This window comes from Variovorax sp. LjRoot290 (assembly GCF_964253985.1).
GTDB lineage: Bacteria > Pseudomonadota > Gammaproteobacteria > Burkholderiales > Burkholderiaceae_C > Variovorax.
The window spans coordinates 4,348,437-4,372,109 of the sequence record NZ_CAXURW020000001.1 but is presented as its reverse complement, the minus strand read 5'-3'; the positions used below and the strand labels follow the sequence as shown (position 1 = coordinate 4,372,109).

The 23,673-nt window shown below is 66.6% G+C and carries 29 protein-coding genes; 19 read left to right on the top strand and 10 right to left on the bottom strand.

The window, feature by feature from the left end:
• Positions 1-89 precede the first annotated feature (89 nt).
• The 13 genes from ubiE to ACSQ9A_RS21695 all read left to right on the top strand — a co-directional run bounded on the left by ubiE (position 90) and on the right by ACSQ9A_RS21695 (position 11,819).
• Positions 90-821, top strand: a complete 732-nt coding sequence (gene ubiE / locus ACSQ9A_RS21755; protein ID WP_436305133.1) for a bifunctional demethylmenaquinone methyltransferase/2-methoxy-6-polyprenyl-1,4-benzoquinol methylase UbiE — start codon at positions 90-92, stop codon at positions 819-821.
• A 32-nt stretch (positions 822-853) separates the two neighbouring features.
• Entirely contained in the window at positions 854-1,903 is a 1,050-nt protein-coding gene (locus tag ACSQ9A_RS21750) for a Tim44 domain-containing protein (protein WP_436305132.1), read from the top strand.
• 51 nt (positions 1,904-1,954) lie between these two features.
• Complete coding sequence (locus tag ACSQ9A_RS21745) at positions 1,955-2,509, top strand: ubiquinone biosynthesis accessory factor UbiJ (RefSeq protein WP_093105810.1); 555 nt, start codon at positions 1,955-1,957, stop codon at positions 2,507-2,509.
• Entirely contained in the window at positions 2,506-4,071 is a 1,566-nt protein-coding gene (gene ubiB / locus ACSQ9A_RS21740) for a ubiquinone biosynthesis regulatory protein kinase UbiB (RefSeq protein ID WP_436305131.1), read from the top strand. Before ACSQ9A_RS21745 ends, ubiB begins: the two co-directional genes overlap by 4 nt.
• A 14-nt stretch (positions 4,072-4,085) precedes the next feature.
• Entirely contained in the window at positions 4,086-5,534 is a 1,449-nt protein-coding gene (locus ACSQ9A_RS21735) for a sodium:solute symporter family protein (protein WP_436305130.1), read from the top strand.
• Between the two features lie 72 nt (positions 5,535-5,606).
• Positions 5,607-5,957, top strand: a complete 351-nt coding sequence (locus ACSQ9A_RS21730) for an FmdB family zinc ribbon protein (protein ID WP_093105818.1) — start codon at positions 5,607-5,609, stop codon at positions 5,955-5,957.
• Between the two features lie 16 nt (positions 5,958-5,973).
• Positions 5,974-6,594: a DUF502 domain-containing protein gene (locus tag ACSQ9A_RS21725; RefSeq protein ID WP_093105821.1), complete on the top strand. Its 621-nt coding sequence runs from the start codon at positions 5,974-5,976 to the stop codon at positions 6,592-6,594.
• Between the two features lie 31 nt (positions 6,595-6,625).
• Positions 6,626-8,431 (top strand): aspartate--tRNA ligase, encoded by a 1,806-nt coding sequence (gene aspS, locus ACSQ9A_RS21720; protein WP_093105823.1) that lies wholly within the window; start codon positions 6,626-6,628, stop codon positions 8,429-8,431.
• A gap of 76 nt (positions 8,432-8,507) precedes the next feature.
• A complete protein-coding gene (gene nudB / locus ACSQ9A_RS21715; protein ID WP_436305128.1) occupies positions 8,508-8,975 on the top strand; it encodes a dihydroneopterin triphosphate diphosphatase in 468 nt (155 codons plus the stop codon).
• On the top strand, positions 8,972-9,730 hold the full coding sequence (locus ACSQ9A_RS21710; protein WP_093105827.1) for an endonuclease/exonuclease/phosphatase family protein: 759 nt from the start codon (positions 8,972-8,974) through the stop codon (positions 9,728-9,730). The genes nudB and ACSQ9A_RS21710 overlap by 4 nt, the downstream gene beginning before the upstream one ends.
• A 70-nt stretch (positions 9,731-9,800) precedes the next feature.
• Entirely contained in the window at positions 9,801-10,532 is a 732-nt protein-coding gene (gene folE / locus ACSQ9A_RS21705; protein ID WP_436305127.1) for a GTP cyclohydrolase I, read from the top strand.
• Positions 10,533-10,537: 5 nt separating this feature from the next.
• On the top strand, positions 10,538-10,960 hold the full coding sequence (locus tag ACSQ9A_RS21700; RefSeq protein WP_093105833.1) for a BLUF domain-containing protein: 423 nt from the start codon (positions 10,538-10,540) through the stop codon (positions 10,958-10,960).
• 31 nt (positions 10,961-10,991) lie between these two features.
• A complete protein-coding gene (locus ACSQ9A_RS21695; RefSeq protein WP_436305126.1) occupies positions 10,992-11,819 on the top strand; it encodes a DUF429 domain-containing protein in 828 nt (275 codons plus the stop codon).
• A gap of 132 nt (positions 11,820-11,951) precedes the next feature.
• On the opposite strand, the gene ACSQ9A_RS21690 is transcribed toward ACSQ9A_RS21695, so the two are convergent.
• The 6 genes from ACSQ9A_RS21690 to ACSQ9A_RS21665 form a co-directional block, all read right to left on the bottom strand.
• Entirely contained in the window at positions 11,952-12,464 is a 513-nt protein-coding gene (locus tag ACSQ9A_RS21690) for a ferritin-like domain-containing protein (protein ID WP_436306338.1), read from the bottom strand.
• Positions 12,465-12,493: 29 nt separating this feature from the next.
• Positions 12,494-12,943, bottom strand: a complete 450-nt coding sequence (locus tag ACSQ9A_RS21685) for a hypothetical protein (protein ID WP_436293352.1) — start codon at positions 12,941-12,943, stop codon at positions 12,494-12,496.
• Positions 12,933-13,313, bottom strand: coding sequence for a hypothetical protein (locus ACSQ9A_RS21680; protein ID WP_436293353.1), 381 nt, complete (start codon positions 13,311-13,313; stop codon positions 12,933-12,935). The genes ACSQ9A_RS21685 and ACSQ9A_RS21680 overlap by 11 nt, the downstream gene beginning before the upstream one ends.
• A gap of 33 nt (positions 13,314-13,346) precedes the next feature.
• Positions 13,347-13,727, bottom strand: a complete 381-nt coding sequence (locus ACSQ9A_RS21675; protein ID WP_093105847.1) for a hypothetical protein — start codon at positions 13,725-13,727, stop codon at positions 13,347-13,349.
• A 54-nt stretch (positions 13,728-13,781) separates the two neighbouring features.
• Positions 13,782-13,943, bottom strand: coding sequence for a DUF1328 domain-containing protein (locus tag ACSQ9A_RS21670; protein WP_093105850.1), 162 nt, complete (start codon positions 13,941-13,943; stop codon positions 13,782-13,784).
• Positions 13,944-14,118: 175 nt separating this feature from the next.
• On the bottom strand, positions 14,119-15,477 hold the full coding sequence (locus tag ACSQ9A_RS21665) for a CHASE3 domain-containing protein (protein ID WP_436305125.1): 1,359 nt from the start codon (positions 15,475-15,477) through the stop codon (positions 14,119-14,121).
• A gap of 107 nt (positions 15,478-15,584) precedes the next feature.
• On the opposite strand from ACSQ9A_RS21665, the gene ACSQ9A_RS21660 reads away from it, so the two are divergent.
• Positions 15,585-16,217, top strand: a complete 633-nt coding sequence (locus tag ACSQ9A_RS21660; RefSeq protein ID WP_436305124.1) for a response regulator — start codon at positions 15,585-15,587, stop codon at positions 16,215-16,217.
• A gap of 72 nt (positions 16,218-16,289) precedes the next feature.
• Here ACSQ9A_RS21660 and ACSQ9A_RS21655 read toward each other — a convergent pair whose 3' ends face one another.
• Complete coding sequence (locus ACSQ9A_RS21655; RefSeq protein WP_436305122.1) at positions 16,290-16,694, bottom strand: response regulator; 405 nt, start codon at positions 16,692-16,694, stop codon at positions 16,290-16,292.
• A 286-nt stretch (positions 16,695-16,980) separates the two neighbouring features.
• Between ACSQ9A_RS21655 and ACSQ9A_RS21650 the strand changes: the two genes are divergently transcribed.
• Together ACSQ9A_RS21650 and ACSQ9A_RS21645 are read left to right on the top strand one after the other, a co-directional pair.
• The gene (locus tag ACSQ9A_RS21650; RefSeq protein ID WP_436305121.1) at positions 16,981-17,196 is read left to right on the top strand and encodes a hypothetical protein; all 216 of its coding nucleotides are present in this window, start codon (positions 16,981-16,983) and stop codon (positions 17,194-17,196) included.
• Positions 17,193-19,211: an AsmA family protein gene (locus ACSQ9A_RS21645; protein WP_436305120.1), complete on the top strand. Its 2,019-nt coding sequence runs from the start codon at positions 17,193-17,195 to the stop codon at positions 19,209-19,211. Before ACSQ9A_RS21650 ends, ACSQ9A_RS21645 begins: the two co-directional genes overlap by 4 nt.
• A 7-nt stretch (positions 19,212-19,218) precedes the next feature.
• Here ACSQ9A_RS21645 and ACSQ9A_RS21640 read toward each other — a convergent pair whose 3' ends face one another.
• The 3 genes from ACSQ9A_RS21640 to gpmA form a co-directional block, all read right to left on the bottom strand.
• Positions 19,219-19,980, bottom strand: a complete 762-nt coding sequence (locus ACSQ9A_RS21640) for a HesA/MoeB/ThiF family protein (protein ID WP_436296432.1) — start codon at positions 19,978-19,980, stop codon at positions 19,219-19,221.
• 55 nt (positions 19,981-20,035) lie between these two features.
• Entirely contained in the window at positions 20,036-21,478 is a 1,443-nt protein-coding gene (locus ACSQ9A_RS21635; RefSeq protein WP_436305119.1) for a S41 family peptidase, read from the bottom strand.
• A 99-nt stretch (positions 21,479-21,577) separates the two neighbouring features.
• Entirely contained in the window at positions 21,578-22,321 is a 744-nt protein-coding gene (gpmA, locus tag ACSQ9A_RS21630) for a 2,3-diphosphoglycerate-dependent phosphoglycerate mutase (protein WP_093105867.1), read from the bottom strand.
• A 72-nt stretch (positions 22,322-22,393) separates the two neighbouring features.
• On the opposite strand from gpmA, the gene ACSQ9A_RS21625 reads away from it, so the two are divergent.
• The 3 genes from ACSQ9A_RS21625 to secB all read left to right on the top strand — a co-directional run bounded on the left by ACSQ9A_RS21625 (position 22,394) and on the right by secB (position 23,654).
• A complete protein-coding gene (locus tag ACSQ9A_RS21625; protein ID WP_436293401.1) occupies positions 22,394-22,801 on the top strand; it encodes a rhodanese-like domain-containing protein in 408 nt (135 codons plus the stop codon).
• Positions 22,802-22,821: 20 nt separating this feature from the next.
• Positions 22,822-23,082 carry a glutaredoxin 3 gene (gene grxC, locus ACSQ9A_RS21620; protein WP_093105873.1) on the top strand — a complete coding sequence of 87 codons (261 nt, stop codon included), beginning with the start codon at positions 22,822-22,824 and terminating at the stop codon, positions 23,080-23,082.
• Positions 23,083-23,189: 107 nt separating this feature from the next.
• Entirely contained in the window at positions 23,190-23,654 is a 465-nt protein-coding gene (gene secB, locus ACSQ9A_RS21615; RefSeq protein ID WP_093105876.1) for a protein-export chaperone SecB, read from the top strand.
• Positions 23,655-23,673 lie beyond the last annotated feature (19 nt).

Here is a 23,673-nt window from a genome sequence, read left to right as displayed (position 1 = left end):
CCGCGTTCTTTGGCCCAAAGCAACGAATGACCGCCGTCCCTGCGGGGTCGTCGGCTTGATGTGAACGCTTCCGGCCTAACATCGGGTGCATGAGCAGTACCCATTTCGGTTTCGAATCGGTCGAGGAAAGCGACAAGGCACGGCGCGTGCGCGGCGTGTTCGACTCGGTCGCAACACGCTACGACCTCATGAACGACCTGATGTCGGCGGGCCTGCATCGTGCCTGGAAGGCCTACACGGTGATGGTCGCCAACGTGGGCGAGGGCTCGAAGGTGCTCGACATCGCGGGCGGCACGGGCGACCTCGCACTGGCCTTCGCGAAGAAGGTGGGCGCAAGCGGCGAGGTGGTGCATACGGACATCAACGAAGCCATGCTGCGCACCGGCCGCGACCGGCTGCTCGATGGCGGCGTCGCGCTGCCCACGCTGGTGTGCGATGCCGAGAAGCTGCCCTTCCCGGATGATCACTTCGATGTCGTGTGCGTCGCCTTCGGCCTGCGCAACATGACGCACAAGGACCTCGCACTGAAGGAAATGAACCGCGTGCTGAAGCCGCGCGGCAAGCTCCTGGTGCTCGAGTTCTCCAAGGTCGCCAAGCCGCTTTCCAAGGTCTACGACTGGTATTCGTTCAAGGTGCTGCCGATGCTCGGCAAGGTGGTGGCGGGCGACGATGCGAGCTATCGCTACCTGGCCGAGTCGATCCGGATGCATCCCTCGCAAGAGGAGCTCAAGACCCTCATGAAAGAGGGCGGTTTCGGACATGTGGACTATCACAACATGACCGGTGGCGTTGTCGCCCTGCATGTTGGAATCAAGTGCTGATGAAGAAATTTTTTGCCGAAAGAGGAGACGTCATGAAGAGTTTTTGGTCCGTTTTGCTGGTGTGCGCGCTGGCCGCTGTGAGCATCGACGCCGACGCACGCCGCCTGGGCGGCGGAACGTCGATCGGCAAGCAGTCGGGCAACGTGACGCAGCGCGAGGCAACGCCCACTGCGCCGGCCGCGCCCGGCGCCCCCGCACAGAACGTGAACAGCGCTGCGGCCAAGCCGGCCGCGGCCGCGCCCGCTGCGGCGGCGCCCAAGCGTCCGTGGGCCGGCATGCTCGGCGGCCTGGCCGCGGGCCTCGGCCTGGCCTGGCTTGCGCATTCGCTCGGCCTCGGCGCAGCCTTCGGCAACATCCTGCTGATCCTCCTGCTGGTGGTCGCGGCCGTGGTCGTGTGGCGCATCTTCGCGGCGCGTTCGCGTGCCAACGGCGCGTCCCGCAGCGGCGGCTTCGCGTTCCAGGGCGCAGGCCATCCCGCTGACGCCACGGCGCCTTCGCAGTACAGCCCGAACAACGTCGGCAACGACGCCTCGGCCCGTCCGTGGGAGCGCAACACCGCGGCCTTCGACGCCAGCCCGGCGCAGCAGCCCGATCACCCGGCCGAGCGCAGCACCGGCGGTTCGTCGATGGCGGGCGCGGCAGCGGCCGGTGGCAGCCTGATCGGTTCGGCCTTGGGCGGCTCGCAGTCCTGGGGCATCCCGGCCGGCTTCGATGTCGACGGTTTCCTCGCCGCTGCCAAGCGCAACTTCGTGACCCTGCAGGACGCCTGGGACCGCGCCGACATCGGCACCCTGCGTTCGATGATGACCGACGGCATGGTCGGCGAGATCCGCCAGCAGCTGGCCGAGCGCGAGAACCACACCGGCGGCCAGCCGAACAAGACCGAGGTCGTGATGCTGGATGCCAAGCTGCTGGGCATCGAGGAACTGCCCGATGCCTACCTGGCCAGCGTCGAGTTTTCCGGCATGATCCGCGAGGACGTGTCCTCCGGCCCGAGCCCCTTCCGCGAAGTCTGGAACATGACCAAGCCGACCAGCGGCACGAGCGGCTGGCTGGTGGCCGGCGTGCAAGCTCTGCAGTAAAAGCACGCAGCGCCGCGGCCGGGAGGCCGACGGCTCAGGAATAATGGGGACATGGTCACACCATCGTCCCCATTTTCTTTTCTCGACGACTTCGTCAACCGCGTCGGCAGCCGCCTGCAGCCGCCCGATTGGGTCGTCCACGAGGTCCAGCACCGCGCCGTGCTGTTTCTCAACCACGTGCTGCAGCAGGAACCCGAGGCCCAGCAGCGGCTGATGCGCCAGCAGGGGCGGGTGGTCCAGTTCGAATGGCGCTTCGTCACGATGAAGTTCGTGGCCACGCCGGCCGGCCTGCTCGACCTGGCGCCCGAGGACGCCCTCTCCGAGCTCACGCTCGCGGTGACCGAGGAATCCCCGTTCGGCCTCGCGCGGGCCGCGTTCCGCGGCGACAAGCCGCCGGTGCGCATCGAAGGCGACGTGCAACTGGCGGCCGAGGTCAACTGGCTGGTCGACCACGTGCGCTGGGACGTCGAGGATGACTTGGCGCGCGTGATCGGCGATGTTCCCGCCCACACCATTGCCACCGGCGCCCGGCGCGTGGTGGCGGCACTGCGGCAGTTCGTCGGTGAGCGCGGCGGCAAGGCCGCCGGGCCCGCAGGCCCCGAATGAGGCGTTTCTACCGCGGCATCGTCATCGTCCTGGTCGCGCTGCGCTACGGCCTCGACGAGCTCGTGCTCACGAGCTTCCAAAAGCCCTGGCTGCGCGTGGTGGCGCGCGTCGTCTCGATCGGCCGCAATCTCGACGCGCCGCGCGGCCAGCGCCTGCGCGAAGCACTGGAGAGCCTGGGGCCGATCTTCGTGAAGTTCGGGCAGGTGCTGTCGACGCGGCGCGACCTGCTGCCTGCCGACATCGCGGACGAGCTGGCCTGGCTGCAGGACCGCGTGCCGCCCTTCGATTCGAAGGTCGCGATCGCGACCATCGAGCGCGCCTTCCGCCGGCCGGTGGGCGAGATCTTCGTGCAGTTCGACGAGACGCCGGTGGCCAGCGCGTCGATCGCGCAGGTGCATTTCGCGACCATCCGCGACCCCGGCGGCGCCGTGCGCGAGGTCGCGGTCAAGGTACTGCGGCCCGGCATGCGCGGCGTGATCGAGAAGGACCTGGAACTCATGGCCATGATGGCCGCCTGGGTGGAGGGATTGTCGACCGATGCCAAGCGGCTCAAGCCGCGCGAGGTGGTGGCCGAGTTCGACAAGTACCTGCACGACGAGCTCGACCTGGTGCGCGAGGCCGCCAACGCCGCCCAGTTGCGGCGCAACATGAGCAAGCTCGAACTGGTGATGATCCCCGAGATGCTCTGGGACTTCTGCCATCCCGAGGTGATCGTGATGGAGCGCATGAAGGGCGTGCCCATCGCCCAGCTCGACCGCCTGCGGGCGGCCGGGGTCGACATCCCGAAGCTGGCGCGCGACGGCGTCACCATCTTCTTCACGCAGGTGTTTCGCGACGGCTTCTTCCATGCCGACATGCATCCGGGCAACATCCAGGTCAGCCTGGACCCGGCCACTTTCGGGCGCTACATCTCGCTGGACTTCGGCATCATCGGCACGCTGACCGAGTCCGACAAGGAGTACCTGGCGCAGAACTTCGCCGCCTTCTTCAGGCGCGACTACAAGCGCGTGGCCGAGCTGCACCTCGAAAGCGGCTGGGTTCCCGAAGGCACGCGCATCGACGAGCTCGAGGGCGCGATCCGCACCGTGTGCGAGCCTTACTTCGACCGGCCGCTGAAGGAGATCTCGCTCGGCATGGTCCTGATGCGCCTGTTCCAGACCTCGCGCCGTTTCCACGTCGAGATCCAGCCGCAGCTGGTGCTGCTGCAGAAGACCCTGCTCAACATCGAGGGCCTGGGCCGCCAACTCGATCCCGAACTCGACCTCTGGCACACGGCCAAGCCTTTCCTCGAGAAGTGGATGAGCGACCAGATCGGCCCGCGCAAGCTGCTGGAGCAGCTGCGCGCCGAGGCGCCGCGCTACGCCAAGCTGCTGCCCCAATTGCCTCGGCTTCTGCACGATTTCCTCGAAAATCGGCCGGCCGACCACCGGCGCGAACTGATGGAACTGCTGGCCGCTCAAAAGCGGACCAACCGGCTCCTGCAGTCCATCATCTACGGTGGCATAGGTTTTGTATTGGGGTTGATCGCGATGCAGGTGCTGGTGCGCGTGCGTCTTTTCTGAAAGGAGATTTCGTCGTGCTGCTGACCCTGGTCATCATCTACCTGCTGCTCACGATCGCCGTCGGCCTGTACGCGGCCAAGCGCGTGAAGAACACCACCGATTTCGCAATCGCCGGGCGCCATCTGCCGCTCTACATGATCGTGACGACCACTTTCGCCACCTGGTTCGGCTCCGAAACGGTGCTCGGCATCCCGGCCAAGTTCATCGAAGGGGGCCTGAACGGCGTGGTCGAGGATCCTTTCGGCGCCGGCACCTGCCTGATCCTGGTCGGGCTCTTCTTCGCCGGCAAGCTGTACCGCATGACGCTGCTCACCATCAGCGACTATTACCGGGAGCGCTTCGGCCGCACCATCGAGATCGCCTGCTCGCTGATCATCATGCTGAGCTACCTCGGCTGGGTGTCGGCTCAGGTCACGGCGCTCGGGCTGGTGTTCAACCTGCTGTCGGGCGGCGTCATCAGCATCCCGATCGGCATGGTGATCGGCGTGGTCTCGATCCTGGCCTACACGCTGTTCGGCGGCATGTGGTCGGTGGCGGTGACCGATTTCATCCAGATGATCATCCTGGTGCTGGGCCTGGCGGTGATCGCGATGTTCGCGGGCAACATGGCCGGCGGCGTCGACAAGGTGATCGCATTCGCCGCCAGCAAGGACCTGTTCCGGTTCTGGCCGGAGCCGAACTTCAAGGACATCATCTTCTTCTTCGCCGCCGCGATCACCATGATGCTCGGCTCGATCCCGCAGCAGGACGTGTTTCAGCGCGTCATGTCGGCCAACAGCGTGAAGGCCTCGACGCGCGGGCCCGTGATCGGCGGCGTCGCGTACATCCTGTTCGCCGCCGTGCCGATGTTCCTGGTGGCGAGCGCGCTCCTGATCATGCCGGAGCAGACTGCGACGCTGCTGAAGGAAGACCCGCAAAAGGTGCTGCCCATGCTGGTGCTCGAGAAGATGCCCTTCGTGATGCAGGTGTTCTTCTTCGGCGCGCTGCTGTCGGCCATCAAGTCGACGGCCTCGGCCACGCTGCTGGCGCCGAGCGTGACCTTCACCGAGAACATCTGGCGCCAGTTCCGGCCGGCCGGCAGCGACAAATCCAACCTGATGACGATGCGCATCACGGTGCTGCTCTTCAGCGTCGCCGTGCTCGCCTATGCGATCCGCATGCAGGGCACGCCGATCTACGAGCTGGTCTCGGGCGCCTACCAGGTGCCGCTGGTGGGCGCCTTCGTGCCGCTGGTCTGCGGCCTGTACTGGCAGCGCGCGACGACCCAGGGCGCCATTGCGGCGGTCGTGCTGGGCATCGGGGTCTGGCTGCTGTTCCTGGCCATGCCTTGGGGCGAGCAGTTCCCGGCACAACTGGCCGGTGTGCTGGCGGCCTTCGCCGGCATGTTCGCCGGCTCGCTGGCGCCACAGTGGGTCTCCAACACCCGCACGCCGCATCGTCCGCTGGCCGTCGACCCCGCCTGAGCGGGGTGGGGCGGCGCTTATAATCGAGAGCTTTGCGAGCGGCCGCCGGCCGCTCATCCGCCCCCCGACCCCATGCCTATCTACGCCTACAAGTGCAGCGCCTGCGGCTTTGCCAAGGACGTGCTGCAGAAATTGTCCGATGCGCCCTTGACCGAGTGCCCGAGCTGCGGCGTGGGTGCGTTCAGCAAGCAGCTCACCGCCGCCGGCTTCCAGCTCAAGGGATCGGGCTGGTACGTGACCGATTTCCGCGACGGCGGCGGCAAGAAGGGCGCTGAAAAGGGCGCTGACGGTGCGGGCGCGCCGGCCGACGGAACTGCCGCGAAGCCGGCCGAAACTGCGGGCGCGCCGGCACCGTCCGCTGCGCCTGCCGCATCCCCCGCGCCGGCGCCGGCGCCTGCCGCTGCCGCGGCCAAGAACGACTGATCGAGCCGCACACGCCATGCTCGCGCTGCGCAAATGGGTGCTTTCCGGCTTGCTGGTCATCGTGCCGCTGGTCATCACGCTGGGCGTGCTGAACTGGATCATCGGCACGCTCGACCAGACGCTGTGGCTGCTGCCGGAAGATTGGCAGAAGTGGCTCAACGACCACAGGGTGCGCGGGCTGGGCGTGCTCTTGACGCTGGCGATCCTGCTGGCGGTCGGCGCGATCGCCAGCAATTTCGTCGGCAAGCGCCTGCTGGGATGGGGCGATGCCGTGGTGCGCCGCATTCCGGTGGTCCGCTCGATCTACTCCAGCGTCAAGCAGGTGTCGGACACGCTGTTCTCCGAGAACGGCAATGCGTTCCGCACCGCGGTGCTTGTCGAGTGGCCGCGCGAAGGCGTGTGGACCATCGCGTTCGTGACCGGTGCGCCCGGCAGCGACGTGGTGGAGCACCTCGGCGGCGGCGACTACCTCAGCGTCTACGTGCCGACCACGCCCAACCCGACGGGCGGCTATTTCGTGATGCTCAAGCGCAGCGACTGCATCGAACTCAAGATGAGCGTGGACGACGCGCTCAAGTACATCGTGTCGATGGGCGTGGTCGTTCCCGGCGGCCCCGCAACCATCGCGATCAAATAAAACGCGCCACTGTCGGCGCCGGAATCCACCTATGGCCATGCGTTCTCACTACAGCGGTCTCGTGACCGAAGCCCTGCTGGGCCAAACCGTCACCCTGTGCGGGTGGGTCAACCGCCGCCGCGACCATGGCGGCGTGATCTTCATCGACCTGCGCGACCGCGAAGGGTACGTGCAGGTGGTGTGCGATCCCGATCGCGCCGCCACCTTTGCCACGGCCGAGGGCCTGCGCAACGAGTTCTGCGTACAGGTCACCGGCCTGGTTCGCGCGCGGCCCGAGGGCACGGTCAACGAGAACCTGAAGAGCGGCAAGGTCGAAGTGCTGTGCCAGGAGATGAAGGTGCTCAATCCTTCCGTCACGCCGCCCTTTCTGCTGGACGACGACAACCTCTCGGAAACCACCCGCCTCACGCACCGCGTGCTGGACCTGCGCCGCCCCGCGATGCAGCGCAACATGATGCTGCGCTACAAGGTCACGATGGAGGTGCGCAAGTTCCTCGACGCCAACGGCTTCATCGACATCGAGACGCCGATGCTCGGCAAGTCCACGCCCGAAGGCGCGCGCGACTACCTGGTGCCGAGCCGCGTGCACGACGGCTGCTTCTTCGCGCTGCCGCAGTCGCCCCAGCTCTTCAAGCAGCTGCTGATGGTGGCCGGCTACGACCGCTACTACCAGATCGTCAAGTGCTTCCGCGACGAGGACCTGCGCGCCGACCGCCAGCCCGAGTTCACGCAGATCGACATCGAAACCTCGTTCATGGCCGAGGAAGAGATTCGCGAGATGTTCGAAGGCATGATCCGCAAGGTGTTTCGCGCGGCGGCCGCAGTCGAGCTGCCGCCGTTCCCGGTCATGAGCTATGCGGACGCGATGTTCAAGTACGGCTCCGACAAGCCCGACCTGCGCGTCAAGCTCGAGTTCACCGAACTGACCGACGTGATGCGCAACGTCGAGTTCAAGGTCTTCGCGCAGGCCGCCAGCACCCCCGGCGGCCGCGTGGTGGCGCTGCGCGTGCCCGGCGGCGGCGCCGAAGGCGGCCTGTCGCGCGGCGACATCGATGCCTACACCGAGTTCGTCAAGATCTACGGCGCCAAGGGCTTGGCCTACATCAAGGTCAACGACGCGGCGCAGGGGCGCGAGGGCCTGCAGAGCCCGATCGTCAAGAACCTCAACGATGCCTCGCTGGCGGAAATCATTGCGCGCACCGGTGCGCGCAACGGCGACATCCTGTTCTTCGGCGCCGACAAGGAAAAGATCGTCAACGACGCCATCGGCGCGCTGCGCGTGAAGATCGGCCACAGCGCCTTCGGCCGCAAGAACGGCCTGTTCGAGGACCGCTGGGCGCCGCTCTGGGTCGTCGACTTCCCGATGTTCGAGTTCGACGAGGAAGGCCAGCGCTGGTCGGCCGTGCACCATCCCTTCACCGCGCCCAAGGACGGCCATGAAGACCTCATGGACACCGCGCCCGAGAAGTGCATCGCCAAGGCCTACGACATGGTGCTCAACGGCATCGAGATGGGCGGCGGCTCGGTGCGTATCCACCGCGAGGAAGTGCAGAGCAAGGTGTTCCGCGCGCTCAAGATCAGTGCCGAGGACGCCCAGAACAAGTTCGGCTTCCTGCTCGACGCGCTGCAGTACGGCGCACCGCCGCACGGCGGCATCGCGATCGGCCTGGACCGGCTGGTGATGCTCCTGAGCGGTGCGGAGTCGATCCGCGACGTGATCGCCTTCCCCAAGACCCAGCGCGCGCAGGACCTGCTGACGCAGGCGCCGAGCCCGGTCGACGAGAAGCAGCTGCGCGAGCTGCACATCCGGTTGCGCAACGCCCAGCTGGCCGCCTGAGCGGGCCGGGGCCAAGCATGAGCCGCCGGGCCGCCCCCAAGGCGAATACCGAAGCGCGCGGCGCGAAGGTTGGTTAGTGAGCGGGCGGCCCTGGAAGATTCCCGAGTCGGTGCTGGTCGTGATCCACACGCCGGCGCTCGACGTGCTGCTGATCCGGCGTGCCGATGCCGAGGACTTCTGGCAGTCGGTCACCGGCAGCAAGGATGACATCGACGAACCGCTGGCGCTGACCGCGGCGCGCGAGGTCGCGGAGGAGACCGGCATCGACTGCCGCGAGGGCAGCGCGCTGGCCTGCCGGCTGCGCGACTGGGGCCTGCAGAACATCTACGAGATCTACCCCCGCTGGCGCGCCCGCTATGCGCCGGGCGTCACCCACAACACCGAGCACCTGTTCGGCCTCTGCGTGCCCGAGCGCCTGACGCCGCGCCTGGACCCGCGCGAACACACGGCCTGGCGCTGGCTGCCCTACCGCGAGGCGGCCGACGCCTGCTTTTCCCCTTCGAACGCCGAAGCGATCCTGCTGCTGCCACAATTTGCGCAATGAACGCGCCGACCAACAGCATCCGGGTGGCGACCTACAACATCCACAAGGGTGTGCAAGGCATCGGCCCCGCACGGCGCCTCGAAATCCACAACCTGGGCCATGCCATCGAGCAGCTCGATGCCGACATCGTCTGCCTGCAGGAAGTGCGCAAGATGAATCGGCAGGCCGCCGCCCGCTTCAGGCACTGGCCCGAGCTGCCGCAGGCCGACTTTCTCGCGCCCGAGGGCTACACGGCCGTCTACGAGACCAACGCCATCACGCGGCACGGCGAGCATGGCAACGCGCTGCTCACGCGCTGGCCGGTGCTGCGCAAGACTCATCAGGACATCTCCGACCATCGCTTCGAGCAGCGGGGGCTGCTGCACGTGGCGATCGACGTCGAGGGCCAGCCGGTGCATGCGATCGTGGTGCACCTGGGCCTCATCAAGGGCAGCCGTGTGCGCCAGGTCGCGCTGCTGCGGGAATTCATCGAGCGCGAGATTCCGCCCGGCGAGGCGCTGGTTGTGGCCGGCGATTTCAACGACTGGGGCGCGCGCATGCGCTACGCGATGAACGCCATGGGGCTGCGCGACACCGGCGACCTGCGCGGACCGCGCACGCTGACCTATCCCTCGCGCCTGCCGGTGACCCAGCTCGACTTCATCTACGGCCGCCAGGTCGAGCCGGTCGCCACCACGGTGCCGCGCGGTCCGATCTGGGCGCGCATGTCCGATCACCTGCCGCTGGTGACGGATTTCGTGCTATCAAAACAATAGCTTTGCGCGCAGGCGGGAAGCGCGCTGCAGGGTCATTCGCCCTGAATACATTCACTGTTAGGATGCTCTCATGCTAAGGAAAACCGACGCCGTAGAGCGCCCCGACGAAGGGGCCGAGGACGAGGGCACGCCCGTGTCCGTGAAGATCCGCGAGCGCCTTCTGGCCGCCCGCAAGCGCTTCCATGCCAACGACAATATTGCGGAGTTCATCGAGCCCGGCGAACTCGAGCGCCTGCTCGACGAGGTCGAAGCCAAGATGAAGCATGTGCTCGAGAGCCTGGTGATCGACCTGGACAGCGACCACAACACCGACAACACGGCCCGCCGCGTCGCGAAGATGTACGTCAACGAGGTGTTCAAGGGGCGTTACGTGGCCCAGCCCTCGCTCACCGAATTCCCGAACGCCGAGCACCTCAACGAGCTCATGATCGTCGGCCCGATCACGGTGCGCAGCGCCTGCTCGCACCATTTCTGCCCGATCATCGGCAAGCTCTGGATCGGCGTCATGCCCAACGAGCAGACCAACGTGATCGGCCTGTCGAAGTACGCGCGGCTGGCCGAGTGGGTGATGAGCCGGCCCCAGATCCAGGAAGAAGCCGTGGTTCAGCTGGCCGACCTGATTCAGGAGCGCACGCAGCCCGACGGCCTGGCGCTGGTGGTCGAGGCCGAGCATTTCTGCATGCAGTGGCGCGGCGTCAAGGAGATGGACAGCAAGATGATCAATTCGGTGATGCGCGGCGCGTTCCTGAAAGACTCCAACCTGCGCCGCGAATTCCTTTCCCTTCTTCCCCGCCGGAGTTGAACGCCATGCTCGTACGACTTCTCTATGTGAGCCGCGCCGTCGATACCAGCTCTGACGCCATCGAAGCGATCCTCGCGCAATCGCGCTCGCACAACACTGCGTGCGGCATCACCGGCATCCTTTGCTATGGCGCAGGCGTGTTCCTCCAGGCCATCGAAGGCGGCCGCACGGCGATCAGCGAGCTGTACGGCCACATCCAGCGGGATCCCCGCCACAAGGACGTGGTGCTGCTGCACTACGAAGAAATCTCCGAGCGCCGCTTCGGCGGCTGGACGATGGGGCAGGTCAATCTGTCCAAGCTCAATATCTCGACCTTGCTCAAGTACTCGGAGAAGCCGGAGCTCGATCCGTATTCGGTCTCCGGGAAGGTATCGCTCGCGCTGCTCGAGGAACTGATGGCCACCGCCGCCATCGTCGGCCGGCACTGAGTCGCGCGCGGCGGCCGAGGCTGCATCGGCCATGCTGCTGCTGGGCTGCGATTTCTCGAGCGCGCCGACTTCGCGCAAGCCCATCGTGCTCGCGCTCGGGGTCGCGCAGGAGGGCGGCGTCCGGCTCTCGCGGCTCGAACGCTTCGCGACTCTCGACGCCTGGCACCAATGGCTGGCGGATACGCCCGAATGGGTCGGCGCCTTCGACTTCCCCTTCGGCTTGCCGCGCGAACTGGTCGCACAGCTCGGATGGCCGCCGCAATGGCGGGCGCTCATCGCGCACTATGCCGGCCTGAGCCGCGACAGCATCCGCGAGACTTTCGCTGCCTTCTGCGCGGCGCGCCCCGCCGGCGGGAAGTTCGCGCACCGCGCAACGGACGGCCCGGCGGGCTCTAGTCCCTCGATGAAATGGATCAACCCACCGGTCGCCTTCATGCTGCACGCCGGCGTGCCGCGGCTGCTCGCGGCAGGTGCCGCACTGCCGGGACTGCACGCGCCGGCCGGCGGCGGCATGGCGCGTGTTGCGCTGGAAGGCTATCCGGGGCTTCTTGCGCGCGAGCTGATCGGGCGGCGCAGCTACAAGAGCGACGATGCCGCTGCCCAGAGCGCGCAGCGGCGCGCGGCGAGGATCGATCTGCTCGCCGCGCTCGAAAGAGGTTCCACGCGTCTCGGCCTGCGTTTCTTTCTCGGCGCTGCCGAGCGCGATCAGCTGCTGGCCGATGCCAAGGGCGATTGCATCGACGCGGTGCTCTGCCTCGTGCAGGCCGCCTGGGGTGCGGCCCGCAAGTCGAGCGCCGGTCCGGGCTATGGCCTGCCGGCGGCGATGGACCCGCTGGAGGGCTGGATCCTTACCGCCTGAAGTCCTGCAGCAGATCAAGCCGGCTTCGGCACGCGGGGCCTATGCGGGCTCGCTAGATTGGTTTTCAGTGGTTCGGTCGAACCACCAGTATTGAGGCTAGCCGGGCTTTTTCTTTGGGTAGTTGGACTTCGTTCAATGGCCGAGCCAGTCCTTCAACTCGTCGGCGTGCTCTTCCTCGTCGGTGAGGATTTCTTCGAGCATGCGGCGCGTCGTTGGGTCCTTGTCGCCGATGAGCGAGATCATCTGCCGGTAGGTCTCGATGGCAATGCGTTCGGCCACGAGGTTGGCGCGCACCATGGCCTGCAGCTGCGTCGCCTCGTCGTAGTCCGCATGACTGCGGTCGAGCAATGTCTTCGGATTGAAGTCGGGCTGGCCTCCGAGCTGCACGATGCGTTCCGCGATCTTGTCGGAATGGGCGGACTCTTCGTTCGCATGCACGAGGAACTCGTCGGCGATCGCCGGCGAGGCCACGCCGTTGGCGGTGAAGTAGTGGCGCTTGTAGCGCAGCACGCAGACCAGCTCGGTGGCCAGCGCGTCATTGAGCAGCTTGACGATGTCGTCGCGCCACGGCCCGTAGCTGGGCGTCACGGCGCCGTCGTCGAGGTGCTTGGACGCCGCGTCGATGGCGGTCTGGTCGAGCGTCAGATGTTACGGGCGCTCCTTGACTGCGGTATTCATGGGGAATCCTTTCGTGAGGGGCTGGGGTTCTTGTGCATCAGCGTGGTCACGAGATCGGCCACGTCCGATGTCTTGAGGGCCGCGGCGAGCACTGCCGTGATCGACAGCAATCGCCAGGGCTTGACCAGCACGACCAGCGCACCCGCCGCCGCTGCCGCCGCCATCAGCTTGGCGGGCTGTTCGCGCGCATAGCGGTCGAGCAGCGGTCGCGCCAATTGGCCGACGGCGTTGGCGGGGTGCCTGCGCCACCAGCGCCGGGTCGCATTGCGCGCGACCGACGCCCAGTCGACCCGGTCGAGCACGCTTTCGCGCTGCGCCGGGCGCCGCCCCGAGGCTGGCCGTGGTGCATCGGCTGCGGCTTCGCTCCCTCGCAGCTGCTGCACCAGCGCCCGGCGGGAGATCGCGAGCCGTTGCTGCGGCGTCAGGTCCTGGCGCTCAATGGCCACGACCTTCTCCCGCCAGATGCAGCGCCTGGACGTCCGCGTCGAGCTGGGCGCGGATATCGCTGAAAGCATGAAATTCGCTCGGGCGCGAAGCAACATAGGCCGAGACGAGCGCGACCAGTACCGCGATGCCCGGAACGACGACCAGCACCCAGTGAAAGCTTCCGTGCAGCGCGCCGAGCATGGCGGCGACGCCGATCAGCCCCAGGGCGAGCATCGCGCTGGCGGCTGCAAGCGCGCCTGCCACGACCCGCGCGATCAGGCCCCGGCTCGCCTGCGCCGTTTCCAGCCTGGCCAGCGCAGCGTAGTTGGCGACGTGATCCGCGATCAGCTCCGGATGCCCGAGCACCGTGGAGAAAATGGGATGAAGCATGGTGCGGCAGGCAGCGGGAAGCGGAATTTCAGATCAATAGTCGTCGCGGCTGCTGCGACGGCTGGCGAGGACGATCAGCGCCGTGATGGCGGCACCGGCCGCGGCGGCGACGAGCACGGAGCGAACCGGCTGGTCGGCGATGTACTTGCCCGTGACGTCGGCAGCCTGCTCGAAGCGGCGTTGCGCACGCGCGCTGGTCGTCGAGGCGGCATCCAGGCCGCGCTGTACCGCCTGCTGCACACGTGCCGCGATCTGCTCCACGGCGGGCTCCGCGTCGCGGCGCAGGTCACGAACCTTCTCTCCGGCGGCGTTCACTGCGTTCTGCGCGTAGGCGCGCGTGGTGTCGATCGCGTCAGCGGCGGTCTGGCGCGCCTCTTCGGCGATCTGCGAAGGGGTCTTGGTGGTCGTGTTCATGAAAATAGTCCTTCCGGAGATTGTTGTGAGAACCTGCTCATCGTAACGAGGCTGTCATCGTCGCATCAAGCCCGCGATGAAGCTGGCGAGGGCCAGCACGATGAAGATCACGAAAAGTATTTTCGCGATGCCGACGGCGCTGGCCGCGATGCCGCCGAAGCCGAACAGCGCGGCGATCAGGGCGATGACCAGGAATACGACTGCGTAATACAACATGCTGAACTCCTTTGGAGGATGGTCTCGTCGTTGTGAATGGCGGCCGGCCGGTTCAGAGGGTGAAACCGCGTGGGATTCACGTTAAGTGGGGGGGCGCCGAAGCCCTGTCAGCAGCAGCGGCCTGGGGGCGTAGGAGAGGGTCGAATCACGGTCGGGCCGCTCCCGAGCCGCGTATTCAGGCTGCTTTGGAGGAGGGAGGCGGGGAGGCGGGGAGCATCGCGCTCAGGCGCGTTCCCTGGCCGGGCGCCGACGAAATGGTGAGCTTGCCCTTGGCGGCTTCCACGCGATGCCGCATGCCTGCCAGGCCATGGGATGAAGGCCGGGTGCTGCGGGCGTCGAAGCCCTTGCCGTTGTCGGCGACTTCCACGATCACGTGGTTGCCGTAGTTCTTCATGACGATGCTGGCTTCGGTCGCCTGCGCGTACTTGCTGATGTTGGTCAGGCTTTCCTGGACCATGCGATAGATGGTGAGCTGGTCGGCTTCGTTGAGCGCCACCGGCTCGAGCACCATCTCGATTTCCATTCCCGAGCGCTCGGCGAATTCGCGGCCGAGGATTTCGAGCGAAGCGATGAGCCCGAGGTTGGCCAGCGACGAGGGCCTCAGGTCTTCGATGATGCGGCGCTTGAGCGCGATGCCGCTGTTGAGGAGCTCGTTCAGATGCTGCAGCCGCTGGATCGCGTCCGGCGAATCGATGAGGCGCGACTTCAGGCGTGCGACGTCCAGCTTGGCCGCGGTCAGCAGCGAGCCCAGCTCGTCGTGCAGCTCGCGCGCCAGGAAGCCGCGCTCGCTTTCCCGCACCTGCTGCAGGTGGGTGGCGAGCTCGGCCAGCGTCGCGGTGCGTTCGCGGACCTCGTCCTCCAGGGCATTGCGTTCGCGTTGCAGCGCCTCCTGCTGCCGCTCGCCGGCCGAGCGCAGCACATGGGCCTGGCGCAAATACAGGTAGAAGGCCAGCAGGCCCGCCAATGCCACCAGCCCGATGCCGATGCGCGCAAAGCGCAGCGACTTCGCGATCTGGACCTGGCCCAGCATCAGCGCCTCGTTGCTGATCGAAATCAGTTCGCCGGCCTGCTGGCGGATGGCCTCCATCTCCTCGCGGCCGACGTCGGTCGTGATCACGAACTTCCAGGCGTCGTCGTTGCCGTCGCGTCGCAGCCGCACGCTCATGTCCATCTCCGCGAGCTTGCGCGAGACGTGCTTCGAGAGCTGGGTCAGGCGCGCCGTCTCGACGGGCTTTCCGGCATAGAGCACCTGCAGGGCGGCCAGTTGACCATCCACCTGCTTCACGGCAACGTCATACGGCTCGCGGTAGCGCGCCTCGCCCGTCAACAGATAGCCGCGCTGACCCGTTTCGGCATCGATGATGTTCTGCAGCAGCATGTTGAGCACCAGGCGCACGCGCTGCGCCTCGCCGACTTCGGTCAGGGCCCGGGTGGACTGGCGGTAGCCGGCCTCGTTGATGCCCACGAGCACGAGCGCGGCGAGCGTCGCGAGCGTGAGGCCGAGGGCCATCTTCGGGAAAGCTAACCAGCGCATGGGGTCTCCGCGGGATGCGGGCAGTTCAAATTCGGGAATAATCGACGTGGATCAGGGGGCGGCATGCCGCGACGCAAGAAACCGCGATACGACAAAGAAGGTACCAGATGATCAAGATCGGAATTGTGGACGACCACGCCATCGTGCGCTCCGGCTTGCGCCAGTTCTTCTCGGAACACGTCGACCTGCGCGTGGCGGGCGAGGCGGCCAGCGGACGCGAAGCGATCGAGCTGGTGCGCACCACGGAGCTGGATGTGCTCGTGATGGATCTCTCGATGCCCGGACAGAGCGGGATCGATGCGCTGGCGATGATCCGCGCCAAAGCGCCGGACGTGGGCATCCTCATCTTGAGCGGCTACCCCGAGGAGCACTACGCGATGAACCTGATCCGCCAGGGCGCGAGCGGCTATCTCAACAAGGAGTGCGAGCCGATGGAGATCGTGAACGCGATCCGCACCATCTCGCTGGGCCGCCGCTACATCACGCCGGCGGTGGCCGAGCTGCTGGCGCGCCAGCTCGACCGCAAGGACGACGCGGCGCCGCACGAGCAATTGTCCGAGCGCGAGTTTCAGGTGTTTCTCAAGCTGGCCAAGGGTGAGACGGCGGGCGATATTGCCAAGACGCTTTCGCTTTCGGTCAAGACCGTCAGTACTTACCGCACGCGCCTGATGGAGAAGATGAATCTCTCTTCCAACAGCGACCTGACGTACTACGCGCTGAAGAACAAGTTGATCGATTGAGATTCCGGCGGCGGCTCCATCCCTGCGGGGCTGCCGCATGCTGGAAAAGACCATCGTTCGCGATGCGGGGCGTCAGCTCGAGCTGGACGGCTGGCGAAGCGCGGAGGACTGCCCGATGCAGAAGTCGATCAGCGCGTCGATCTCGTTCGATTTGTCGAACACGGCATCGACACCGAACTGGGCGCAGCGTTTGCGTATGTCGGGGGTGGCGTAGTTGCTGAGCACCACCACTTTCTGGTCGGGCCGGCGCGCCACGCAAGCCTGCAGCACGCCCAGGCCGCTGCCTTGTTTCAGGAACAGATCGACGATGGCCAGTTCCCACTGGTCGCTGTTCTCGGTCAGCCAGCGGACGGCTTCCGTCTCGGTTTCGGCGAAACCGACGGCTGAGATGCAGGTGAGCTCCTCCAGAGTACCGACGAGATTCTCGCGGATCGTGACGTTGTCTTCGACGATGTAAGTGTTCAATCTGGGGTCCATTGGAGAACCGGCGCGTCTCTCTGGCGATCGAGCTCCGTGGACCGTGGGTCCCCGCGAAAGCCGTTTCGCAAAATGCTACAAATCAACAGCCCCGCATCATGCAGCGTTCGACGCCCTGCGGCTGTAGGTTTGTTCTTACGACAGTGAACGATTTGCGGCCGTAGGCTTTGCCCCACAGCGGCTGCGGTCGAGCGCCGACCCCGGCGCCGGATGCGCCCCCTTACCCTCGATCCCGATGCGGATCGCTCCATGCCTTCGCATCCTTTCTCCAACGGAAGGCGCCGAGATGAACATCGTGTGGAACTACGTGGCCGTCGGCCTCTTGACCTTGGCGGCCGCCGCAGTCGTGGTGATCGGCGAGCCCGCGAACGCCGAGCTGAAGCTCGCCGAAGCGGCGAAAAACGCGGCCGCGGTCGGCATCACCGCCATCTGCTTCCTCGCATCCCCTGCATCCCCTGCATCCATCACCTCGACGCCGGACAAGAAGATGCCGGCACCGTGACCCCGACCACCGCCCACACGCCGCGCCGCTCGATCTGGATCAAGCTCGGCGCGGTGCTGCTGGGGCTGTTCGTGGCCCTCCTGCTGGTGCTGGCTTTCTTTCCCTGGGACGCGCTGCGGGAGCCGATCAACCGCTACGTCAGCGACAAGACCGGCCGCAAGTTCGAGATCACGCGGCGGCTGGATGTCGACCTCGGCTGGCGCGGCGCCACCGTCAAGCTCGACGGTATCGAATTCGCGAATCCTTCCTGGGCCCGCGACCCCTATCTCGTGCGTGCGCAGAGCGCCGAACTGGACCTCCGGCTGTGGCCGCTCCTGGCGCGCAAGGTCGTGATTCCGCGCCTGGCCCTGGTTTCGCCGTCGCTGGGCCTTCAGATGGAAGAGGACGGGCGGCGCACCTGGGCGCTGGGCAAGGACACTTCGGACGAAGCGACAGTGCCGACGATCGGCCTCCTGCAGATCGACGGCGGCGGGCTCGACTTCCTTGCGGAGCATTGGGGCGTGGACCTGCACGCCGATTTCAGCTTCGACACCAGCCGCGGCGACATGCCGCTCAGCTACCGCATCAAGGGCCGCTACCAGCGCCAGCCGCTCACGGCGGAGGGCCGTACCGGCAACGTGCTGCAGCTCAACGCGGCGGGCCAGCCGCCGTTCCCGCTCGAGATCAGTGCGGCCGCGGGTCACACCCGGCTGAAGGCGCAAGGCACGGTGACCGAACTCGCCAGCCTGGATGGCGTTGACGCCCGCTTCGAACTCAAGGGCCAGAACCTCGGCGATCTGTACCGGTTGCTGGGCATCGCGCTGCCCCAGACTTCCCCTTACGCCCTCAGCGGCGAGCTGAAAAAGCGCGCGAAGCTGTGGGAGGTGCAAGGCCTCAAGGGCAAGCTGGGCCTCTCCGACATCGACGGCGACATGCGGTTCGACCAGTCGCAGAAGCCGCCTTATCTCGCGGGCAGCCTCCGCTCGCGCGTGATGGACATGGACGACCTCGGCCCGCTGATCGGCTTGCCGCCGACGGCCCGTTCGGCCAATGCAGTCGAAGGTGTGGCGCCGCCGCCCAGCGTTGCCCAAGTCAAGCGCGCGCGGCGCGATCCCGGGCGCAAGGTGCTGCCCACCGCCACGCTGGACTTCGAGCGCCTGCGCGCCATGAATGCCGAGGTGAAGTACGTGGCCGACCGCATCCGGAACGTGCGCGAGCTGCCGCTCGACAAGGGCAGCGTGCAGGTGAAGCTGAAGGATGGCGTGCTGACGCTCGACCCGCTCGATGTGGGCGTCGCCAACGGCAGGCTGGCCGGCGCGATCCGCATCGATGCCACCCAGAATCCGGCCGACATCCGAGCGGCGCTGGACGTGCGCGCCATGCAGCTCAACCGCCTGATTCCCAAGGTCGAGACCCTGCGCACCAGCTTCGGAAAACTCGATGGGCGGATCAACCTGTCCGGGCGCGGAAACTCGGTCGCGGGCTGGCTGGGCAGCGCCTCCGGGGATGTGGCCGCTCTCACGGGCCGCGGGGAGTTCAGCAACCTGCTGCTGGAATTCATGGGCCTGGACGGCGGCGAGATCATCAAGTTCTTGCTGCGCGGCGACCGGAACGTCGTGTTGCGCTGCGCGGCGCTCGCCTTCGATGTCGACAAGGGCACGATGAACGGCCGCAGCCTGGTGTTCGACACCGAAGACACGGTCTTCAACGTGAGTGGCCATGCCAGCCTCGCGAACGAGACGCTGGATTTCGTGATCCGGCCGCAACCCAAGGACAAGAGCATCCTCTCGCTGCGCGGTCCGCTGGTTGTCGGCGGCACCTTTGCATCGCCGTCGGCGGGCGTCCAGGCCGGCCCGTTGGCGACGCGCGGCATCGCTGCGCTGGCGCTGGGCGCGATCAACCCCTTGCTCGCGCTCGCCGCGACCGTCGAAACCGGCCCCGGCGTCGATGCCGATTGCCAGGAGGTGCTGGCCCAGGCGAAGCGGCCGGTATCCCGGGAGGCAGCCGCCGGCGCTGCCAAGGCAAAGAAGCAGTAGCTTTTCTTCAGCCGGCACCCGGCCGGTGCCCGCACACGCTGCAGCCCGGATCGCGGGCGACGCGCAGGGTGTCGAAAGCCGTCCGGCGCCCGTCGAACATCAGCAGGCTGCCGGCCAGCGAGGGGCCGATGCCGGCCAGCAGCTTCAGTGCCTCGCCGGCCTGCAAGGTGCCAATGGTGCCGACCACCGGCGCGAACACGCCGAGCACGGCGCAGCGCGTTTCCTCGAAGTGGGCATCGGGCGGAAACAGGCAGGCATAGCAGGGCGAGGCCGGATCGCGCGCGTCGTACACGCTCAGCTGGCCGTCGAAGCGGATCGCCGCGCCGGCCACCAGCGGCCTGGCATGGGCGACGCAGGCCCGGTTCACCGCATGCCGGGTGCTGAAGTTGTCGCTGCAATCGATCACCACGTCGGCCTCGGCGACCAGCCGCGCGAGCAGCGCATCGTCGGCGCGCAGGCGGTGCGTCTCGATGCGGATATCCGGATTGATGCCGCGCATCGCCTCGGCGGCCGATTCGACCTTGGCCATGCCCACCCGCTCCGTGCCGTGGGCGATCTGGCGCTGAAGGTTGGTGAGATCGACCTCGTCGTCGTCGACCAGCGTGATGCGGCCGACGCCGGCCGCGGCGAGATAGAGCAGCACCGGAGAGCCGAGCCCGCCAGCACCGATCACCAGCGCATGGCCCGCACTGACGCGCGCCTGGCCGTCGATGCCGAACTCTTCGAGCAGGATGTGGCGCGAATAGCGCAGCAGGTCTTGGTCTTCCATGCGCTGCGCGGTCGATCGCCGGGGGGCGGTGGCTCCCGCGGGGAGCCGCCCGGGATCAGTTTTCCTTCTTTTCTTCCTTGTTCTCGACGATCACCTGCGTCTTGCTCACCAGCACGGGCTGACCCTTGAGCCGGTTGAAGGCCTGCATGAGCGGGAAGTCCTTGTCGGTGCCGAACTCGGGCACCTTGCGGTCCTGCGGCGGCTTCTTGGCTTCTTCCTCGAGCCGCTTACGGGCCTCGTCGCGGGCTTTTTCGCGCTCGGGGTCCTTGCTCTCCGGGCCCTGGCCGCTCGCCAGGTGCTTTTCGAGGTCGGCCTCGCGCATGCGCAGCGCGGCGAAGGGGCTGCCCTCGGCGCTTTCGTCGACCAGCACGTTCGGCACGATGCCCTTGGCCTGGATCGAGGTGCCGCTCGGCGTGTAGTAGCGCGCCGTCGTGATCTTGAGGCCGGTGTCGGGGCCGAGCGGGCGCACCGTCTGCACCGAACCCTTGCCGAAGGTCTGGCTGCCCATCACGACGGCACGCTTGTGGTCCTGCAGGGCGCCGGCCACGATTTCGCTGGCGGAAGCCGAGCCTTCGTTCACGAGCACCACCAGCGGCACCGTCTTGAGCGCCGCAGGGAGGGTGCGCAGCGGATCGCTGCCCGCGCGCCGCTGGTAGAACTCGGGCGCGGCCTTGTAGACCGACTTGCTCTCGGACAGCTGGCCGTCGGTGGAGACGACGGTGACGTTCTCGGGCAGGAAGGCGGCCGAGATGGCCACCGCCGCATCGAGCAGGCCGCCCGGATCGTTGCGCAGGTCGAGCACCAGGCCCTTCAGGTTGGGTTCCTGCTTGTAGATCTCGTCGACCTTCTTGACGAAGTCGTCGACCGTGCGTTCCTGGAACTGCGACAGGCGGATCCAGCCGTAGCCCGGCTCCATCACCTTGCCGCGCACCGACTGCGTGCGAATCTCCTCGCGCGTGATGGTCACCGGGAAGGTGCGGTTCTCGTCCTTGCGGAAGATCGTGAGCAGCACCTTGGTGTTGGCCTCGCCGCGCATGCGCTTGACGGCCTCGTTGAGCGAGAGGCCGCGCACCGCGGTGTCGTCGATCTTGGTGATCAGGTCGTTCGGCTTGAGGCCGGCGCGGAAGGCGGGGGAGCCCTCGATCGGCGACACCACCTTGATCAGGTTGTCCTCCTGCGAAATCTCGATGCCCACACCGACGAAGCGGCCGGTGGTGCCCTCGCGAAATTCCTTGAAGGACTTCTTGTCGAAATACTGCGAATGCGGATCGAGCCCGGCGACCATGCCCGAAATCGCATCCGAGATGAGCTTTTTCTCGTCGACCGGCTCGACATAGTCGCTCTTCACCATGCCGAACACCGCAGCGAGCTGCTGCAGTTCTTCGAGAGGGAGAGGGGCCAGGGAGCCTCGTGCAACGGTTTGCAACGAGACGGTGGTCAGCGCGCCGGCCACGGCGCCGGCTGCAACCCAGCCGGTGATTTTCAATTTCTGGCCCATGTGTAAACGTCCTTGTCGCCTGTCAATCCAATATACACAGCTTGGAAGCAAGTTGTCTGCCGGGGTTCCGCGTACCCGTCGAAGCTGGAGCGGTTTTCGTCATGCCTTGCCTTGCGCAGCCACCGCGGCCACGGCTTTTTCGGCCGCCGCGGCGTCGCCGAGGTAGTAGTGCCGCAGCGGCTTGAGCTCGTCGTCCAGCTCGTAGACCAGCGGAATGCCGTTCGGGATATTGAGGCCCACGATGTCGTCGTCGGAGATGCCGTCGAGGTATTTCACCAGCGCCCGGATCGAATTCCCGTGCGCCGACACCACCAGCCGGCGCCCGGCGCGGATCGCCGGCGCCATCGATTCGTTCCAGAAGGGCAGCACGCGCGCCACGGTGTCCTTGAGGCATTCGGTCAGCGGTACCTGCTCCGGCGGCAGCTTGGCGTAGCGCACGTCGGCGCGTTCGCAGCGCGGATCGTTCGGCTCCAGCGGCGGCGGCGGGGTGCTGTAGCTGCGGCGCCAGACCAGCACCTGCTCGTCGCCGTACTTCTTGGCGGTTTCGGCCTTGTTGAGGCCCTGCAGCGCGCCGTAGTGGCGCTCGTTGAGGCGCCAGGAGTGCACCACCGGCAGCCAGGTGCGGTCGAGTTCGTCCAGCGTATGCCAGAGCGTGCGGGTGGCGCGCTTGAGCACGCTGGTGTAGGCGACGTCGAAGTCGTAACCCTCGGCCTTCAGGAGCCGCCCGGACTGCTTGGCCTGCTCGATGCCGGTGGCCGTCAGGTCGACGTCGGTCCAGCCGGTGAAGCGGTTTTCGAGATTCCAGGTCGATTCGCCGTGGCGGATCAGTACCAGTTTGTGCATGGGGGAAGGCCTTTGGAACGCAAGCGAAAAGTCGACATTCTAAAATCCGGGGTTTGCTACTCAAGGAACACCGTGAAATTCATCGTCGACAACTGGATGCTGATCCTGATCGCGCTCAGCTCGGGCGGCATGCTGGCCTGGCCGCTGCTGCGCGGGGCCAACGCCGGATCGCTCACGGCGCAGGGCGCGGTGCAGCTCATCAACCGCGAACGCGCGGTGGTGGTCGACGTGCGCGAACCCGAGGAGTATGCAGCCGGTCATGTGACCGGCGCGAAGAACGTGCCGCTCAACCAGCTCGACGAAAAACTCGCTGCCGCGGTCAAGAACAAATCGGTGCCGCTGCTTCTGATCTGCGCCACCGGTGCGCGGGCCCAGCGCGCGGTGGCCACGGCCAAGAAACTCGGCTACGAGCAAGCGCAAGCGGTGGCCGGCGGACTCAAATCCTGGAAAGAGGCTAACCTGCCGATTGAAAAAGCCTGAACTTCCCGGATATACGCACGATGCAAGCCGTCAAGATGTACACCACCGCCGTTTGCCCCTATTGCATTCGAGCCAAGCAAATCCTCAAGGCCAAGGGCGTCGATCAGATCGAGGAGATCCGCGTCGACAGCGACCCCCAGGCCCGCGTCGCGATGATGAACACCACCCAGCGGCGCACCGTGCCGCAGATCTTCATCGGCGACACCCACGTCGGCGGCTGCGATGACCTGATCGCGCTCGACGGCCGCGGCGGCCTCATCCCGCTGCTGCAGGGCGCCTGAAGCCGCGGGGCGATAATCGCCCTTCGCATCCTCGCAGACCCATCCTCCAGCCCGCTCTCGGGACCTTCTCCCCGGCGGGCGTTGTTTTGACCCTCGAAAGTTCAGCCATGGCCGACCAGCAAGCCCAAGATCCCGTCTTCCAGATCCAGCGCGTCTATTTGAAAGACCTGTCGCTCGAGCAGCCCAATTCGCCTGCCATCCTGCTGGAGCAGGAGCAGCCGACCGTCGACATCCAACTCGGCGTCGATGCCCAGCCCGTGACCGACGGCATCTTCGAGATCACCGTCTCGGCCACCGTGCAGACCAAGATCCAGGACAAGACCGTGTTCCTGGTCGAGGCCAAGCAGGCCGGCATCTTCGAGATCCGCAACCTGCCCGAAGACCAGATGGGCCCGATCCTGGGCATCGCCTGCCCGCAGATCGTCTACCCCTACCTGCGCGGCAACGTGGCCGACGTGATCCAGCGCGGCGGTTTCCCGCCGGTTCACCTGGCCGAAATCAACTTCCAGGCCATGTTCGAGCAGCAGCAGGCCCAGGCGGCGGGCCAGCCCTCGCCGATCGTCACGCAGTAAGCGCAACGCAACTGCGCCG

Bases quoted from the DNA above. Each gene is read 5' to 3' on its own strand.
- ACSQ9A_RS21700 (WP_093105833.1), top strand. From the start codon at position 10,538: ATGCTCGTACGACTTCTCTATGTGAGCCGCGCCGTCGATACCAGCTCT.
- ACSQ9A_RS21750 (WP_436305132.1), top strand. From the start codon at position 854: ATGAAGAGTTTTTGGTCCGTTTTGCTGGTGTGCGCGCTGGCCGCTGTG.
- ACSQ9A_RS21635 (WP_436305119.1), bottom strand. From the start codon at position 21,478: ATGGGCCAGAAATTGAAAATCACCGGCTGGGTTGCAGCCGGCGCCGTG.
- ACSQ9A_RS21730 (WP_093105818.1), top strand. From the start codon at position 5,607: ATGCCTATCTACGCCTACAAGTGCAGCGCCTGCGGCTTTGCCAAGGAC.
- ACSQ9A_RS21640 (WP_436296432.1), bottom strand. From the start codon at position 19,980: ATGGAAGACCAAGACCTGCTGCGCTATTCGCGCCACATCCTGCTCGAA.
- gpmA (WP_093105867.1), bottom strand. From the start codon at position 22,321: ATGCACAAACTGGTACTGATCCGCCACGGCGAATCGACCTGGAATCTC.
- ubiB (WP_436305131.1), top strand. From the start codon at position 2,506: ATGAGGCGTTTCTACCGCGGCATCGTCATCGTCCTGGTCGCGCTGCGC.
- aspS (WP_093105823.1), top strand. From the start codon at position 6,626: ATGGCCATGCGTTCTCACTACAGCGGTCTCGTGACCGAAGCCCTGCTG.
- folE (WP_436305127.1), top strand. From the start codon at position 9,801: ATGCTAAGGAAAACCGACGCCGTAGAGCGCCCCGACGAAGGGGCCGAG.
- ACSQ9A_RS21710 (WP_093105827.1), top strand. From the start codon at position 8,972: ATGAACGCGCCGACCAACAGCATCCGGGTGGCGACCTACAACATCCAC.
- ACSQ9A_RS21650 (WP_436305121.1), top strand. From the start codon at position 16,981: ATGAACATCGTGTGGAACTACGTGGCCGTCGGCCTCTTGACCTTGGCG.
- ACSQ9A_RS21695 (WP_436305126.1), top strand. From the start codon at position 10,992: ATGCTGCTGCTGGGCTGCGATTTCTCGAGCGCGCCGACTTCGCGCAAG.
- ACSQ9A_RS21680 (WP_436293353.1), bottom strand. From the start codon at position 13,313: ATGCTTCATCCCATTTTCTCCACGGTGCTCGGGCATCCGGAGCTGATC.
- ACSQ9A_RS21670 (WP_093105850.1), bottom strand. From the start codon at position 13,943: ATGTTGTATTACGCAGTCGTATTCCTGGTCATCGCCCTGATCGCCGCG.
- secB (WP_093105876.1), top strand. From the start codon at position 23,190: ATGGCCGACCAGCAAGCCCAAGATCCCGTCTTCCAGATCCAGCGCGTC.
- ACSQ9A_RS21665 (WP_436305125.1), bottom strand. From the start codon at position 15,477: ATGCGCTGGTTAGCTTTCCCGAAGATGGCCCTCGGCCTCACGCTCGCG.
- ACSQ9A_RS21725 (WP_093105821.1), top strand. From the start codon at position 5,974: ATGCTCGCGCTGCGCAAATGGGTGCTTTCCGGCTTGCTGGTCATCGTG.
- ubiE (WP_436305133.1), top strand. From the start codon at position 90: ATGAGCAGTACCCATTTCGGTTTCGAATCGGTCGAGGAAAGCGACAAG.
- ACSQ9A_RS21655 (WP_436305122.1), bottom strand. From the start codon at position 16,694: ATGGACCCCAGATTGAACACTTACATCGTCGAAGACAACGTCACGATC.
- ACSQ9A_RS21675 (WP_093105847.1), bottom strand. From the start codon at position 13,727: ATGAACACGACCACCAAGACCCCTTCGCAGATCGCCGAAGAGGCGCGC.
- ACSQ9A_RS21660 (WP_436305124.1), top strand. From the start codon at position 15,585: ATGATCAAGATCGGAATTGTGGACGACCACGCCATCGTGCGCTCCGGC.
- grxC (WP_093105873.1), top strand. From the start codon at position 22,822: ATGCAAGCCGTCAAGATGTACACCACCGCCGTTTGCCCCTATTGCATT.
- ACSQ9A_RS21745 (WP_093105810.1), top strand. From the start codon at position 1,955: ATGGTCACACCATCGTCCCCATTTTCTTTTCTCGACGACTTCGTCAAC.